This is a genomic window from Streptomyces sp. NPDC014891, assembly GCF_043081085.1.
In the GTDB taxonomy this organism is placed as follows: Bacteria; Actinomycetota; Actinomycetes; order Streptomycetales; family Streptomycetaceae; genus Streptomyces.
Window position 1 is genome coordinate 759,614 of record NZ_JBIBWF010000004.1, and the last position, 15,267, is coordinate 774,880.

At 73.5% G+C, this 15,267-nt stretch carries 11 protein-coding genes; all 11 read left to right on the plus strand.

Going from position 1 to position 15,267, the window contains the following annotated elements:
* Position 1 precedes the first annotated feature (1 nt).
* From asnB to ACF09E_RS15275, 11 genes are read left to right on the plus strand one after another with little or no spacing between them, the layout of a single operon-like run.
* The gene (gene asnB / locus ACF09E_RS15225) at positions 2–1,936 is read left to right on the plus strand and encodes an asparagine synthase (glutamine-hydrolyzing) (RefSeq protein WP_392205619.1); all 1,935 of its coding nucleotides are present in this window, start codon (positions 2–4) and stop codon (positions 1,934–1,936) included.
* 16 nt (positions 1,937–1,952) lie between these two features.
* Positions 1,953–4,133 (plus strand): bi-domain-containing oxidoreductase, encoded by a 2,181-nt coding sequence (locus ACF09E_RS15230; protein WP_392205620.1) that lies wholly within the window; start codon positions 1,953–1,955, stop codon positions 4,131–4,133.
* Positions 4,130–6,094 (plus strand): alginate lyase family protein, encoded by a 1,965-nt coding sequence (locus ACF09E_RS15235; protein ID WP_392205621.1) that lies wholly within the window; start codon positions 4,130–4,132, stop codon positions 6,092–6,094. The genes ACF09E_RS15230 and ACF09E_RS15235 overlap by 4 nt, the downstream gene beginning before the upstream one ends.
* Positions 6,095–6,102: 8 nt before the next feature.
* Complete coding sequence (locus tag ACF09E_RS15240) at positions 6,103–7,692, plus strand: right-handed parallel beta-helix repeat-containing protein (protein ID WP_392205622.1); 1,590 nt, start codon at positions 6,103–6,105, stop codon at positions 7,690–7,692.
* 55 nt (positions 7,693–7,747) lie between these two features.
* Positions 7,748–8,974: an O-antigen ligase domain-containing protein gene (locus ACF09E_RS15245; RefSeq protein ID WP_392205663.1), complete on the plus strand. Its 1,227-nt coding sequence runs from the start codon at positions 7,748–7,750 to the stop codon at positions 8,972–8,974.
* A gap of 7 nt (positions 8,975–8,981) precedes the next feature.
* The gene (locus tag ACF09E_RS15250; protein WP_392205623.1) at positions 8,982–10,256 is read left to right on the plus strand and encodes a glycosyltransferase family 4 protein; all 1,275 of its coding nucleotides are present in this window, start codon (positions 8,982–8,984) and stop codon (positions 10,254–10,256) included.
* Positions 10,257–11,492 (plus strand): class I SAM-dependent methyltransferase, encoded by a 1,236-nt coding sequence (locus ACF09E_RS15255; protein ID WP_392205624.1) that lies wholly within the window; start codon positions 10,257–10,259, stop codon positions 11,490–11,492.
* On the plus strand, positions 11,489–12,298 hold the full coding sequence (locus ACF09E_RS15260) for a glucose-1-phosphate cytidylyltransferase (protein WP_392205625.1): 810 nt from the start codon (positions 11,489–11,491) through the stop codon (positions 12,296–12,298). The genes ACF09E_RS15255 and ACF09E_RS15260 overlap by 4 nt, the downstream gene beginning before the upstream one ends.
* On the plus strand, positions 12,295–12,942 hold the full coding sequence (locus tag ACF09E_RS15265; protein ID WP_392205626.1) for a PIG-L deacetylase family protein: 648 nt from the start codon (positions 12,295–12,297) through the stop codon (positions 12,940–12,942). The genes ACF09E_RS15260 and ACF09E_RS15265 overlap by 4 nt, the downstream gene beginning before the upstream one ends.
* Before the next feature lie 3 nt (positions 12,943–12,945).
* Positions 12,946–13,971 (plus strand): NAD-dependent epimerase/dehydratase family protein, encoded by a 1,026-nt coding sequence (locus ACF09E_RS15270; protein ID WP_392205627.1) that lies wholly within the window; start codon positions 12,946–12,948, stop codon positions 13,969–13,971.
* A 41-nt stretch (positions 13,972–14,012) separates the two neighbouring features.
* Positions 14,013–15,266, plus strand: coding sequence for a DUF4910 domain-containing protein (locus ACF09E_RS15275; RefSeq protein WP_392205664.1), 1,254 nt, complete (start codon positions 14,013–14,015; stop codon positions 15,264–15,266).
* Position 15,267 lies beyond the last annotated feature (1 nt).

A 15,267-nucleotide genomic window follows, 5' to 3' on the forward strand; every position in this document is an offset into this window, starting at 1 on the left:
CATGTGTGGCATCGCAGGCACGTACCGATGGCCGGACGGCAAGGTCGTCACCGACCGGCTCACCGAGACCCTCGCCCACCGCGGTCCCGACGGGGCCGGCCGGTACAGCCACCGCGCCGGTGACGGCGAGGTGCACCTGGGGCACCGACGGCTGGCCATCGTCGACCTGTCGGAGACCGGCGCCCAGCCGATGGTCTCGGACGGGCTGGTCCTCACGTACAACGGCGAGCTCTACAACGCGCCCGAGCTGCGGGCCGAACTCGCCTCCTCCGGCGTGCGCTTCCGGGGCACCTCCGACACCGAGGTCCTCCTGGAGGCGTGGCGGCGCTGGGGCACGGACTGCCTGCCCCGGCTGCGCGGCATGTTCGCGTTCGGGGTCTTCGACGAGCGCACCGGGGAGCTGGTCCTCGCCCGCGACCAGCTCGGCATCAAGCCCCTGTTCCTGCTCCGGCGCGGCGGCGGCCTGGTCTTCGCCTCCGAGCTGAAGGCCCTGTCCACCGCCGTCGGCGGCCCGCTGGAGGTGGACGACGCCGCGCTGGTGGCCTCGCTCCTCTACTACTGGGTGCCGGACTCGCGGTGCGCCTTCCGCGAGGCGGAGAAGCTGCCGCCGGGCAGCTGGATCAGGTTCCGTCCGGACGGCGGGGTGCAGCGCGGGCGGTACTGGCACCTGCGGGAGGTCGCGGCCGAGGGCCGGGAGCGGGCGCGGAGCGGCGAACTGCCCGACATCGCCGCCGTCGTCGAGGAGTCGACCCGGCGCCACCTGCTCGCCGACGTCCCCGTGGCCACCTTCCTCTCCGGCGGTCTGGACTCCAGCTATCTGACCGCGCTCGCGGCGCGCGACCGGCCGGGGATCTCCGCCTACACGATCGGGTTCCGGGCCGAGGACGCCCGGTTCGAGGCGATGCCGGACGACCTCCGGTACGCCCGTCGGGTGGCCGAGCGGTTCGGCGTCGACCTGCACGAGATCGAGATCGCGCCGGACGTGCTCGATCTGCTGCCGCGGATGACGTACCACCTGGACGAGCCGATCGGGGACCCCGCCGCGATCAACACCTTCCTGATCTGTTCGGCGGCCCGGGAGGCCGGGGTGAAGGTGATGCTCTCGGGGATGGGCGCCGACGAGCTGTTCGCCGGCTACCGCAAGCACCTGGCGAACCTGATCGCGCTGCGCTATCAGCGCGTCCCCGGCCCGCTGCGGCGTGGTCTCTCCTCGGCGGTGGACCGGCTGCCGGTCGCCTCGGCGCGCCGCGGGTACCGGTCGGTGCGGTTCGCGAAGCGGTTCCTCTCCTTCGCGGACCTGCCGGAGGAGACGGCGTTCCGGCGCAGCTACACCATGTACGACCGGGAGGAGCTGCTCGGCCTGGTCGACCCGGACCTGGCGGGGACCGTCGGGGACGTGCTGACCGAGCACGAGGACGTCTACGAGGACAACGACCTCGACGACTTCGTGAACCGGATGTGCCTGGGCGACGCCCGGATGTTCCTGCCGGGTCTGAACCTCGCGTACACGGACCGGTCGAGCATGGCCGCGTCGACGGAGGTGCGGGTGCCGTACGTGGACGTCGAGGTGGTCCGGGCGGCGTTCGCGGTGCCCGGCGACCGCAAGATCGTGGGGCGGCAGGGCAAGGCCGTCCTCAAGGAGGCGGCCACCACGGTCCTGCCGCGGGAGATCGTGTACCGGCCCAAGGGCCTGTTCAGCGCCCCGCTGCGGGCCTGGATGAGCCGCGACCTGGCGCCGCTGGTGCGCGAGGTGGTGAACGACGGCGTGCTCGTCCGGAACGGGTTCCTGCGACGCGACGCGCTGGCGCGGATGGTCGCCGAGGACGCCGCCGGGCAGCGGGACTTCTCCAAGCATCTCTGGCACGTGCTGACCCTCGAGTACTGGTATCGCGGCGCGACCTCCGGGTCCGGCCGCGATGCGCACGAGAAGGCTTAGAAACAAGGGGACTTCGGTGAAACAGGTTGTACAGAACTACAAGAGCGGTGAGCTCGCGGTGCTCGACGTGCCGGTGCCGGGATGCAAGCCGGGCGGTGTGCTGGTCCGCACCTCCTACTCGCTGATCTCGACCGGGACCGAGCTCATGAAGGTGTCCGAGGCCGGCATGTCGATGCTGGGCAAGGCCCGTTCGCGTCCGGACCAGGTGGCGAAGGTCATGCAGAGCGTGGCCACCAACGGCCTTCCCGCCACCTACCAGAAGGTGATGGGCAAGCTGGACTCCTACACGCCGCTGGGCTACTCGCTGTGCGGGGTGGTCGAGCAGGTGGGGCCCGGGATCGACGACGTGAAGGTCGGCGACGTGGTGGCCTGCGCGGGCAACGAGCACGCCCTGCACGCCGAGCTGAACTGGGTGCCGAAGAACCTCTACGCCCGTGTGCCGGAGGGCCTCGCGCCGCAGCACGCCGCGTTCGGCACCGTCGGGTCGATCGCGATGCAGGGCGTCCGCCGCGGCGAACCGCAGCTCGGCGAGGTGGCCCTGGTCATCGGGCTCGGACTGATCGGGCAACTGGTGGTGCAGCTGCTGGCCGCCGCGGGCGTCCGGGTCGTCGGCGTCGACCCCGACCCGGCGCGCTGCGAGCTCGCCGAGCGGCTGGGCGCCGCGGCCTGCGGCGATCCCGACTCCTCGGCCGTCGAGGCCGCCGTCGCCGAACTCACCGACGGCCACGGCGTGGACCAGGTGTACCTGGCGGCCGGCGGCGGCAGCAACCAGCCGGTGGAGCTGGCCGCCCGGCTGTGCCGGGACCGCGGCCGGGTCGTCGACATCGGCAAGTGCCGGCTGGACCTGCCGTGGAACGCGTACTACGAGAAGGAGCTGGACGTCCGGTTCTCCCGGTCGTACGGCCCCGGCCGCTACGACCCGGAGTACGAGCTGGAGGGGCGGGACTACCCGATCGGGTACGTCCGCTGGACGGAGCGCCGCAACCTCGCGTGCTTCCTCGACCTGGTGTCCCGCGGCAGCGTCGACGTGGAGCCGCTGGTGTCCCACGTCGCCGACTTCGACGACGCCGTCGAGACGTACGGGCGGCTCAAGGACGGCGAACTGAAGGCCGTCGCCGTGCTGTTCCGGTACCCCGAGGACGAGGGCCGGGAGCAGGCGCCCGCGGTCACCCTGCCCGCCGTCCGCCGCGGCGGCCCGGCGCCCGCCACGACCCGGTCGTCGAGGACGCCGGTGCGGCTCGCGTTCGTCGGCGCGGGGAACTACGCGACGTCGATGCTGCTGCCGCACCTGGCCCGGCGCGAGGGCGTCGCGCTGTCCACCGTCGTCACCACGACGGCCCTGTCCGCGGCCAACGCGCAGCGCAAGTTCGGCTTCGCCGACGCGACCACCGATCTCGACGCCGTGCTCGGCGACCCGTCCGTCGACGCCGTGTTCGTCGTGACCCGGCACAGCTCCCACGCCGAGTTGACCCGCAAGGCCCTCCTCGCCGGCAAGACCGTGTTCGTGGAGAAGCCCCTCGCGCTGACCGAGGACGAGCTGGCCGGTGTGCTCGCGGCGGTGGAGGAGTCCGGGAACGACCGGGTCCAGGTCGGCTTCAACCGGCGGTTCGCGCCGCTCCTGCAGGAGGCGAAGGCGCAGTTCGGCGTCCGGACGGGTCCCGCCCACCTCCGCTACCTGGTCAACGCCGGACGGCTCCAGCACGGCAGCTGGTACCTCCGGCAGGGCACCGAGGGCTCGCGCTTCGCCGGCGAGGGCGGGCACTTCATCGACACGGCGAGCTGGCTGCTCGGCGCCGACCCCGTCTCGGTGTACGCGGTCGCCTCGTCCGGCCAGGACGACCTGCAGGTCGTCCTGGGGTACCCGGACGGATCCACCGCCACCGTCGGCTATGTGACCACCGGCCCGTCCAGCTTCCCCAAGGAGACGCTGGACCTGGTGGCCGACGGGAAGGTGCTGCGGCTCGACGACTTCGTCCGCGCCTCGGTCTACGGAAGCCGCCGCTGGGTCAGCTCGCGACTGCCGCAGGCCCGGAACAAGGGCCAGAACGCGGAGCTGGCCGCGTTCGTCAAGGCGGTGCGGACGGGCGGCCCGATGCCGGTGCCGCTGGAGTCGCTCGTGGCCACCACCGCGGCCACCCTCGCCGTGCGGGACTCGCTGGCGAGCGGCACTCCGGTGGCGCTGGCGGGGGCGCGATGAGCATGAGCGCGGGCTGGTACCTCCGGCGGTTGTCGCGGATGGGGCCGGAGGAGGTCGGCGGCCGGGTGGCCGACGCGGTGCGCCGGCGGCGCTGGCGCTCGGCGCTGCCGGAGTGCCCGGACGCGACCGGCGCCCGGTTCACCGCCGTGCTGCCCGCCGGGACCCTGGCCTCGGTGCCCCCGGAGGCGGCGAAGCGCCTGGTGGCCGAGGCGGACCGGCTGATGGCGGGGCACGCCGAGTTCTTCGGGGTGCACCGCGACGACCTGGTCGACCCCGACTGGTGGTACGACCCCAAGACCGGCCGACGGGCTCCGTGGGGGTACGCCTTCGACGTGCCGTACCGGCGCGAGGAGGTGGTCGGGGACATCAAGCAGATCTGGGAGCCGTCCCGGCACCAGTACCTCACCGTGCTCGCCGCCGCGTACGCGGTCACCGGGGACGAGCGGTACGCGGAGCGGGTGGCCCGGCACCTGCGGCTGTGGTGGGCGGCCAACGCCCCGCTGCGCGGGGTGCACTGGATCAGCGGCATCGAGCTCGGGATCCGGCTGCTCTCCTGGGTGTGGGTCCGGCGGCTGCTCGACGGCTGGCCGGGGGCGGCCGCGCTGTTCGAGGAGAACCCGGTGGCGCGCAGGCAGATCTGGCACCACCAGCGCTGGCTGGCCGCCTTCCCTAGCCGGGGCTCCTCGGCGAACAACCACATCGTCGCGGAGGCCGCCGGGCAGCTCGCCGCGGCCTGCGCGTTCGACTGGTTCCCCGACTCGGCGCGCCGGCGCGCCGACTCGATGCGGATGCTGGACCGGCACCTGCGGAGCAACACCTTCGGCTCGGGCCTCAACCGCGAGCTGGCCACCGAGTACCACGGACTGGTGCTCGAACTCGGACTCGCCGCGGTGGCCGAGGCGGACGCCGCGGGCGTGCCGGTCCCCGCGACCGTGCGGCTGGTGCTGCTGCGGATGACCGACGCCCTCGCCGCCGTCGTCGACGGCCGGTTACGGCCGCCGCGCCAGGGGGACGCGGACGACGGACACGGCCTGGTCCTGGACGGCGCGGGCACCGACCGCTGGGGCTCTCTCCTCGCCACCGGGGAAGCCCTGTTCGGCCGGCTCGACTGGTGGCCGGAGGTGACCGGCACCGATGTGCGGACGCCGCTGCTCACCGCGCTGGTCCGGCCGTACGCGAGGGACGGGGCCGCGCCGAGGGTGACCCGGCCGGCGCGCCGGCCGGCCCACTTCGCCGACGCGGGCATGACCATCCTGCGCGGTCCGGGGGAGATCTGGTGCCGCTGCGACGGCGGCCCCCACGGCTTCCTCTCGATCGCCGCCCACGCCCACGCGGACGCCCTGTCCGTGGAGGTGCGGCACGACGGCGTCGACGTGCTCGCCGACCCCGGGACCTTCTGCTACCACGGGCAGCCGGAGTGGCGGCGCTACTTCCGGTCGACCCTCGGCCACAACACCCTGGAACTGGACGGCGCCGACCAGTCCGTGTCCGGCGGCCCGTTCCTGTGGACCCGGCACGCCCGCACCCGCGTGCTGGTCGCGGACCCGTCCGGCGCGGACACCGGGGGGACGGCGCGCTGGTCCGCCGAGCACGACGGCTACGGGGGCTCCGTGCACCGCCGCCGGGTGGAGCTGACCGGCGCGAGCCGCGAGCTGCGCGTGGTCGACGAGGTCAGCGGCGGCGGCACCGTGCGCCTGGCCTTCCACCTCGGACCGGCGATCTCCGCGGATCTGACGGGGAACCGGGCGGTGCTCACCTGGACCCGGGACGGCGAGGACCGCTCCGCGGTACTCGACCTCCCCGAGGAGCTGTCCTGGCGGGCGCACCGCGGCGAGAACCACCCGCCGCTGGGCTGGTACTCCGCCGGCTTCGGACGCAAGGAGCCCGCCACCACGCTGATCGGCACCGGCTTCGCCGACGGCGTCTCGGGGTTCACCACCGTGCTCGGGTTCGACGGCTAGGCGGGCGCGTGGGGATCGGGGGGCGGTACGGGGCGCGGGCGGTGGTCCCGCTGACGCTGGTCGCGCTGGTGGCGACCGGCTGCACGGGCACGCCGCCGGCGCCGGGCGGTCCGTCCGCGGCGCCGGGGGCGTCCGCGGCGTCCCCCGCCCACCGCTCCCCCGCCTCCGCCGCGCCGCCCGCGGCCCGTGGGGCCGCCGCCGCTCCCGCCCGGGTCTGCGACCGGACGGCCGCGGGCCCGGTGAAGGCTCCCGCGGGCGCGGTGACGGTCGATCCGGCCGTCGTCGGCGACCTCGCGGCGAAGACCGAGCAGAACCCGCCGCACACCACGTTCTGGCTCCGCCCCGGCCGGCACCGGCTGGAGCCCGACGCCTACGCCCAGGTGATCGCCAAGGAGGGGAACCGCTACCTCGGCGCCCCGGGGGCGGTGCTGGACGGCCGGAAGGTCAACCAGTACGCGTTCGGCGGGACCGCCCCCGGCGTCACCGTCCGCCATCTGACCGTGGAGCACTTCGTCGCTCCGCACAACGAGGGAGTCGTCAACCACGACATGGCCGACGGGTGGGTGATCGAGCACACGACGATCCAGCACAACTCCGGTGCCGGGCTGATGGCGGGCGCCCGGCAGCGGCTCGGGGCCAGCTGTCTGCGCGGCAACGGCCAGTACGGCATGAACGCGTACAAGACCGGGAACTCGATCCGCGGTCTCGTGGTCGAGGGCAACGAGATCACCGGCAACAACACCGACGACTGGGAGCGGCGGCAGCCGGGCTGCGGCTGCACCGGCGGCGTCAAGTTCTGGGCGGTCGACGGCGCCGACGTCCGCGGGAACTGGGTCCACGGCAACCGGGGCACCGGGCTGTGGGCGGACAACAACAACAACGACTTCCTCTTCGAGGACAACCTGCTGGAGTCCAACGACGGTGCCGCGCTGATGTACGAGACCAGTTACAACGCGGTCATCCGGAACAACACCATCAGGGGGAACAACCGGGTCGAGGGACGGGCCTACGCCGAGGACGGCGACGACTTCCCGTACGCGACCGTCTACGTCTCCGAGTCCGGCGGCGAGCCGCGGATCCCGGCCCGCACGGACCGCATCGAGATCCACGGGAACGTGCTGGAGGACAACTGGAACGGGATCACCCTGTGGGAGAACGCCGACCGGTTCTGCAACAGCCCGGCGAACACCTCCACCGGTTCGTGCACCCTGCTGGTGAAGGACACCCGGCGCTGCGCACCGCCCGCGATCGCGAGCGCCCCGCTGTACGGCGACTGCCGGTGGAAGACGCAGCGGGTCGACGTCCACGGCAACCTCTTCGCCCTCGACCCGGCCGCCGTCGGGTGCGGCGCGGAGTGCGCCCGCATGGCGGTGTTCGCGAACGAGGGTGGCTCGCCGGACTGGTCCCCGTACCGGGGCCGGCGGGTGGCCGAGGCGATCACCCACCGCCAGGGGAACCGCTGGCACGGAAACGTCTACCGCGGGCCGTGGTCCTTCCTCGCCGGCGCCCCGGGCCGGGTCCTGCGTCCCGCGCAGTGGCGGGACGCGCCGTACCGGCAGGACGCGGGCAGCAGCTTCGCCCCCGGGGCCGGTGGTTGACGTGCACGAGGACCTGAGGGACGGGGAGCGGACGGAGGCGGGCGCGCGGGCCCCGGTGCCCCGGCCGGGCGGCGGCACGCCCAAGGCGGTCGGCGTCGTCTGGGCGCTGCTGGGGCTGAACACGCTCGGCTCGGCCGGGGCGAAGACCGTCGTGGCGATCCCCCGCTCCCTCATCCAGATGGCCACCATGGGCGCGCTGGTCGCGGCGTTCACGCTGGCCCTGGCGCTCAATCCGCGGCTGCGGATCCGGCCCAGCGCCTTCGTGTTCCTGCTCACGCTGCTGCTCGTGCCGAGCCTGATCGGCAGCGTGCAGCAGGAGGCCGCCTACGGCGCCCTGTTCCGGTGCGCCCGGCTCGCCCTGTTCGTGGGGACGCTGTGGCTGCTCAGCCGGTGGTGGGACGGGAGTCTGACGTTCGTGCGGTACCACGTCCGGATGTACTTCGCGGTCCTGGTGCTGGTGGCCGCGGGCCTGGCGGTCTCCCCCGGCACGGCCATGCCGGAGTACTACGGCGGGCGGCTGGTCGGCGCGCTGTGGCCGCTCACCCCGCCGCAGATCGGGCAGTACGCGGCCGTGGTGATCGGGCTCGCCGTGCTGCTCCTGCTGGGCCGCCGGACGACCGGCGCCGGTGCCGCGGTGGTCATCGTGCCGTCCTTCGTGCTGCTCGCGATGACCCATACCAGGACGGCCACCCTCGGCCTGCTGATCGGGCTGGTGCTGGCGATCGGCTCGCTCTTCCTGACCAGCGGCGCCGCCCGCCGGTTCTTCGCCTGGGCGGTGTTCTGCGCGACGGTGGCGGCGGTGGTGTTCAGCTCCGCGCTGCGGGCGTGGTTCCTGCGCGGGCAGAGCCAGGAGAACTTCGCCAACCTCACCGGTCGCGCCAAGGTCTGGGACGCGCTCCTCGCGGAGCCCCGGACCCTCGGGGAGAGGGTGTTCGGCACCGGGCTCGGCGACAAGTCCTTCGACGGGCTGCCGATCGACAACAGCTGGCTGGCGGTCTACGACGAGCAGGGCCTGCTCGGCGTGACGCTCGTGGCGGCGATGGTCCTGGTGCTCGGCGGTGTCGCGCTGCTGCGGCCGCCGTCGCTCCCGAGGGCCTGCGCGATCTTCCTGATCGGGTACTGCGGGATCTCCTCGTACACCGAGGTCGGCCTGGGCGACGCCTCGGCCTATCTGCTGCACCTGGCCCTCGCGGCCTCGCTCCTCGCGGCACCCGCCGCGGCCCCGACCCTTCCGACGTACGACATTCCCCGCCGGCGCGGCCCGCTGCGGGCCAGGAGGTGACCTGAGCATGCATGTCCTTGTGGTCCACAACCGCTACTCCTCGGCGCAGCCGAGCGGGGAGAACAGGGTCGTCGACGAGGAGGTGGGGCTGCTGCGCGCGGCCGGCCACCGGGTCGACATGTTCGAGCGGCGCAGCGACGACATCGCCGCCCGCTCGCTGCTGGGCAAGGTGGCGGTGCCGCTGCTGGTGCCGTGGAACCCGGCGACGCGTACGGAGCTGACCGCCCGGCTGCGCGCCGACCGGCCGGACGTGGTGCACGTCCACAACGTGTTCCCGCTGCTGTCGCCCTCGGTGCTCGCGGCCTGCGCGGACGCCCGCGTGCCCGTCGTCGCGACGCTGCACAACTACACCCAGGTCTGCCCGCCGGGCACGCTGCACCGCGCCGGCCGGCAGTGCACCGAGTGCGTGGGGTCGGCGGCCTCGCTGCCCGCCGTGCGGCACGGCTGCTACCGGGACTCCCGGCTCGCGACGGTTCCGCTCGCGGTCGGCCTGGCGGTCAACCGGCGCCGGTGGTGGTCCGGTGTGGAGCGGTTCTTCTGCATCTCGTCGGCGCAGCGCGACGTGCTGGTCCGCTCGGGCATGCCGTCCGAACGGCTGGCGGTGAAGCACAACTTCGTGCCGGACCCGGGTGTCCAGCGGACCGGCGAGGGCGAGCAGCTGCTCTTCCTCGGCCGTCTCGCGGAGGCGAAGGGCATCCGGTTGCTGATGGCCGCGTGGGACGAGCTCGCCGCGGCGGGCGGGATCGGCGTGCCGCTGGTGATCGCCGGGGCCGGGCCGCTGGAGCGCGAGGTGACCGCCTGGGCGGCGGGCCGGGACGACGTCCGGTACGCGGGTCTGTGGGACCCGGCGGAGTGCCGGCGGGCCGTCGCGCGGTCGGTGGCCGTGGTGGCGCCCTCGCTGGCCATGGAGACCTTCGGCCTGGTGGTCGCGGAGGCGATGGCGGCCGGGGTGCCGGCCGTGGCCGCCGCGCACGGCGCCTTCGTGGAGCTCGTCGAGGACGGGGTGACCGGCGTGCTGCACCGGCCGGGCGACCCGTCGTCGCTCGCGGCCCGCCTGCGGGCGGTCGCGGAGGACGCGGGGCGCAACCGGGAGATGGGCCGGGCGGCCCGGCGCCGGTACGAGCGGGGGTTCAGCCCCGCCGTCGGGCTCGCGCGCCTGGAGGAGGAGTACCGCACCGCGATCGCGGGGCGGTCGGGCGGCGGGGACGCCCCGCCGCCGGTGGGGAACGAAGAAGCCGGCTCGTCGCGGGGCTCCCGCGCGGGCGGAGATGGGGGGAAGTAGATGACACGATGCCGACTCTGCGGCTCGGCGGCGTTGACCAGCGTCGTCGACCTGGGGGCGACCCCGCCGTGCGAGAGCTTTCTCGCGGCGGACGCCCTGGACCTGCCGGAACCCGCGTACCCGCTGCACCTGCGGGTCTGCACCGGGTGCTGGCTGGCCCAGATACCGCCGCTGATCACGCCGGAGGAGACGTTCAGCGAGTACGCGTACTTCTCGTCGTTCTCCTCCTCCTGGGTGGAGCACGCGCGGACGTTCGTCGCGGACGCGGCGGGGCGGGTGGGGCTCGGCCCCGACTCCTTCGTGGTCGAGGTGGCGAGCAACGACGGGTACCTGCTCAAGCACGTGGTGGACCGGGGGATCCGCTGCCTGGGCGTCGAGCCGTCGGTGAACGTCGGTGCCGCGGCGCGGGACGCGGGCGTGCCCACGCTCACGGCGTTCCTGAGCCCGGAGACGGGTGCGGCGGTCCGCGCCGAGCACGGCCCGGCGGACCTGGTCGTCGCGAACAACGTGTACGCGCACATCCCCGACGTGGTCGGGTTCACCGAGGGCCTGCGCGCGCTGGTGGCCGACGACGGCTGGGTCTCGATCGAGGTGCAGCACCTGCTGACCCTGATCGAGGAGAACCAGTACGACACGATCTACCACGAGCACTTCCAGTACTACACGGTCGCGTCCGCGGCCCGGGCGCTGGAGAGCGGCGGTCTCACCCTGGTGGACGTCGAACTGCTGCCCACGCACGGCGGCTCGATCCGGCTGTGGGCCCGGCCGGCCGGGGTGGCCGGCGAGCCGAGCCGGCGGGTGGCCGAGGTGCTCGACCGGGAGAAGTCCGCCGGACTGCGCGAGCTGTCCGGGTACACCGAGTTCTCGGCGCGCGTGGCGAAGGTCCGCCGGGACCTGCTGCGGTTCCTGATCGGCGTGGCGGAGCGCGGCGAGACGGTCGTCGGGTACGGCGCCCCGGGCAAGGGCAACACCCTGCTCAACCACTGCGGCATCCGCCCCGACCTGCTCCCGTACACGGTCGACCGCAACCCCTACAAGCACGGCCGGTACACCCCGGGCACCCGGATCCCGATCCTGCCGCCCGAGCAGATCGCCGCCGACCGGCCGGACTACGTCCTCGTCCTCCCGTGGAACCTGCGGGACGAGCTGGTCGAGCAGCTGTCCTTCGTGCACGCCTGGGGCGGCCGTCTGGTCTTCCCCATCCCGGAACTGAGCATCGTCGAGGTGAAGCGATGAAGGTCGTCCTGTTCTGCGGCGGTTACGGGCTGCGGATGCGCAGCGGAGCCTCCGACGACATCCCCAAGCCGATGGCGATGGTCGGCCCGCGTCCGCTGATCTGGCACGTCATGCGCTACTACGCGTCCTTCGGGCACAAGGAGTTCATCCTGTGCCTGGGCTACGGGGCCCACCACATCAAGGACTTCTTCCTCAACTACGAGGAGACGACGTCCAACGACTTCGTGCTGCGGGGCGGCCGGACGGAGCTGCTGTCCACCGACATAGCCGACTGGACCATCACGTTCGCGCAGACCGGCATCGAGTCCCCGATCGGGGAGCGGCTGCGCCGGGTGCGGCACCACCTGGACGGCGACGAGATGTTCCTCGCCAACTACGCCGACGTGCTCACCGACGCCCCGCTGCCGGAGATGATCGACCGGTTCGCCCGGCGCGACGCGGGCGCGTCGATGATGGTGGTGCCGCCGCAGTCCTCGTTCCACTGCGTGGACCTGGGCGAGGACGGACTGGTGGGCGGGATCACGGCGGTGAGCGACATGCCGCTGTGGGAGAACGGCGGCTACTTCGTGCTCCGCCAGGAGGTCTTCGACCACATTCCGGAGGACGGTGACCTGGTCGCCGACGGCTGTGGCGGACTGGCCAAGCGGGGACGGCTGCTGGCCTACCGGCACCGCGGGTTCTGGAAGCCGACCGACACCGTGAAGGAGCGGGCCGCCCTCGACGCCGCCTACACGCGGGGCGACCGCCCGTGGGCCGTGTGGGAGCGGGACCGGGCCGGCTCGGGTGCGCCGGTGGGGACCGCGTGATCCGGCTCGGGGCCCGGTCCGTCGACCGGATCGCCGCGGTGGGGGCGCACTGCGACGACATCGCCATCGGCGCCGGCGGCACGCTGCTGACCCTGTGCCGCGCGCGGCCGGGTCTGCGGGTCGACGCGCTGGTGCTGTCCGGCGGCGGAGGCGAGCGCGAGGAGGAGGAGCGGGCCGCGCTCGCCGCGTTCTGCCCGGACGCCGATCTGCGGCTGACGGTGCTCAAGCTGCCGGACGGCCGGCTGCCCGCGCACTGGGAGGAGGCCAAGTCCGCCGTCGAGGAGCTGCGGGCGCGGACGGACCCGGACCTGATCCTCGCGCCGCGGACCGACGACGCGCACCAGGACCACCGCGGTCTGGCGCGGCTGCTCCCCACCGCGTTCCGCGACCATCTCGTGCTCGGCTACGAGATCGTCAAGTGGGACGGCGACCTCGGCCGTCCGTCGGCGTACCAGCCGCTGGCGCCGGAGGTGGCCGAGGAGAAGGTCCGGCTGCTGCAGGAGCACTACCCCTCGCAGCGGCACCGTCCCTGGTACGACCGGGAGGCCTTCCTGGGCCTGGCCCGGATCCGCGGCATCGAATGCCAGGCGCGCTACGCCGAGGCGTTCGCCGTCACCAAACTCACTCTCGACCTGGGGGAATGAACCTTGCGCGTACTGCTGACCGGACACCAGGGCTACCTGGGCACCGTGATGGCCCCGGTCCTCGCGGCCGCCGGGCACGAGGTCGTCGGGCTGGACTCCGGCCTGTTCGCGGACTGCGTGCTGGGCCCGTCGCCCGCCGACCCGTCCGGGCACCGGGTGGACCTGCGGGACGTCACGGCCGAGCACGTGGCCGGGGTGGACGCCGTGATCCATCTGGCCGCGCTCTCCAACGACCCGCTGGGGTCGCTGGCCCCGGACCTCACGTACGACATCAACCACCACGCCTCCGTGCGGCTCGCCCGGCTGGCCAGGGACGCCGGCGTCGGGCGGTTCCTGTACGCGTCCACCTGCTCGGTCTACGGGGCCGCCGGCGGTGACGAGCTGGTGGCGGAGGACGCCCCGCTGCGCCCGGTGACGCCGTACGCGGAGTCCAAGGTGCGGGTGGAGGACGACCTGCACGAGCTCGCCGACGGCGACTTCGCCCCCGTGTACATGCGCAACGCCACCGCGTTCGGCTTCTCGCCGCGGCTGCGCGCCGACATCGTGCTGAACAACCTGGTGGGCCACGCGCTGCTGACCGGCGAGGTCCTGGTGATGTCAGACGGCACGCCCTGGCGTCCGCTGGTGCACGCGGCCGACATCGCCCGGGCCTTCACCGCGGCGCTGGCCGCGCCGCGGGAGGCGGTGCACGACCGGGCCTTCAACATCGGCAGCGAGGTCAACAACGTCACGGTCGCCGAGATCGCCGGGCAGGTCGCCGAGGCGGTGGACGGCTCCAAGGTGGTGATCACGGGCGAGACGGGCGCGGACCCGCGGTCGTACCGGGTGGACTTCTCCCGGTTCCGGGCGGCGCTGCCCGGCTTCGACTGCGAGTGGACCGTGAAGCGGGGCGCCCTGGAACTCGCGGACGCCTACCGCGCGTTCGGGCTGACGCAGGAGGACTTCGAGCGTCGGTTCACCCGGCTCGCGGTGCTGCGCTCGGCGTCGGAGTCGGGCGCGGTCGACGACACCCTGCGGTGGCGCCGGTGACCGCGTCCGCCCCGGGTCCCGCGGCCTCGGCCGGCGAGCGGATGCACGCTCTGGTGGAGCGGCTGTACCCGCTCTGCCGGAGCATCACCGGCGACGGGGTGCGCGCCACCCTGGACATCGTCGGGGAGTACCTGCCGCTGGAGGTCCACGAGGTGCCGACCGGGACGCAGGTCCTCGACTGGACGGTCCCGCAGGAGTGGAACATCCGGGACGCGTACGTCGCCGACTCCGCGGGCCACCGGGTCGTGGACTTCGCCGCGTCCAGCCTGCACGTGCTCGGCTACAGCGTGCCCGTGGCGCGCACCATGCCGCTCTCCGAACTGCGGGCGCACCTGCACACCCTGCCGGAGCATCCGACCTGGGTGCCGTACCGCACGAGCTACTACAAGCCGGAGTGGGGGTTCTGCCTGGCGCAGGAGACCCTGGACGCGCTGCCGGACGGCGACTACGAGGTCCGCGTCGACTCCACGCTGGAGGACGGGCACCTGACCTACGCCGAGCACGTGGTGCCCGGCCGGGTCGCCGAGGAGGTGATCGTCTCCTGCCACGTCTGCCATCCGTCGCTGGCCAACGACAACCTGGCCGGCGTCGCGGTGGCCACCTTCCTGGCGAGGGCGCTGGCCGAGGAGACGCCGTACTACACGTACCGGTTCATCTTCGCGCCCGGCACCATCGGGGCGATCACCTGGCTGGCCCGCAACGCGGAACGGATCGACCGGGTCAGGCACGGGCTGGTGCTGGCCTGCGCCGGCGATCCGGGCCGGCTGACGTACAAGCGGAGCAGGCGGGGCGACGCGGAGATCGACCGGGTGATGGCGCACGTCCTGAACGCCTCCGAACGGCCGCACCTGATCAAGGAGTTCACGCCGTACGGCTACGACGAGCGGCAGTACTGCTCCCCCGGGTTCGACCTCGGCGTGGGCTCCCTGAGCCGGACCCCGTACGCCGGGTACCCCGAGTACCACACCTCGGCGGACAACCCGGACTTCGTCTCCCCGGAGGCGATGGAGGACACCCTCGCCGTGTGCCGCGAGGCGTTCGCCGTGCTCGACCGCAACCGGCGGTACGTCAATCTCAGTCCGCACGGCGAGCCCCAGCTGGGCCGTCGCGGACTGTACGACTCGCTCGGCGGGCGCAGCGACGCCCAGCAGGCGCAGATGGCCATGCTCTGGGTGCTCAGCATGTCCGACGGCGAGCACGGCCTGCTGGACGTCGCCGAGCGGTCGGGGCTGCCGTTCGACTCGGTCGCCGGCGCGGCCGACGCCCTGGCGGCCGCCGGACTGGTCAAGGCGTGAC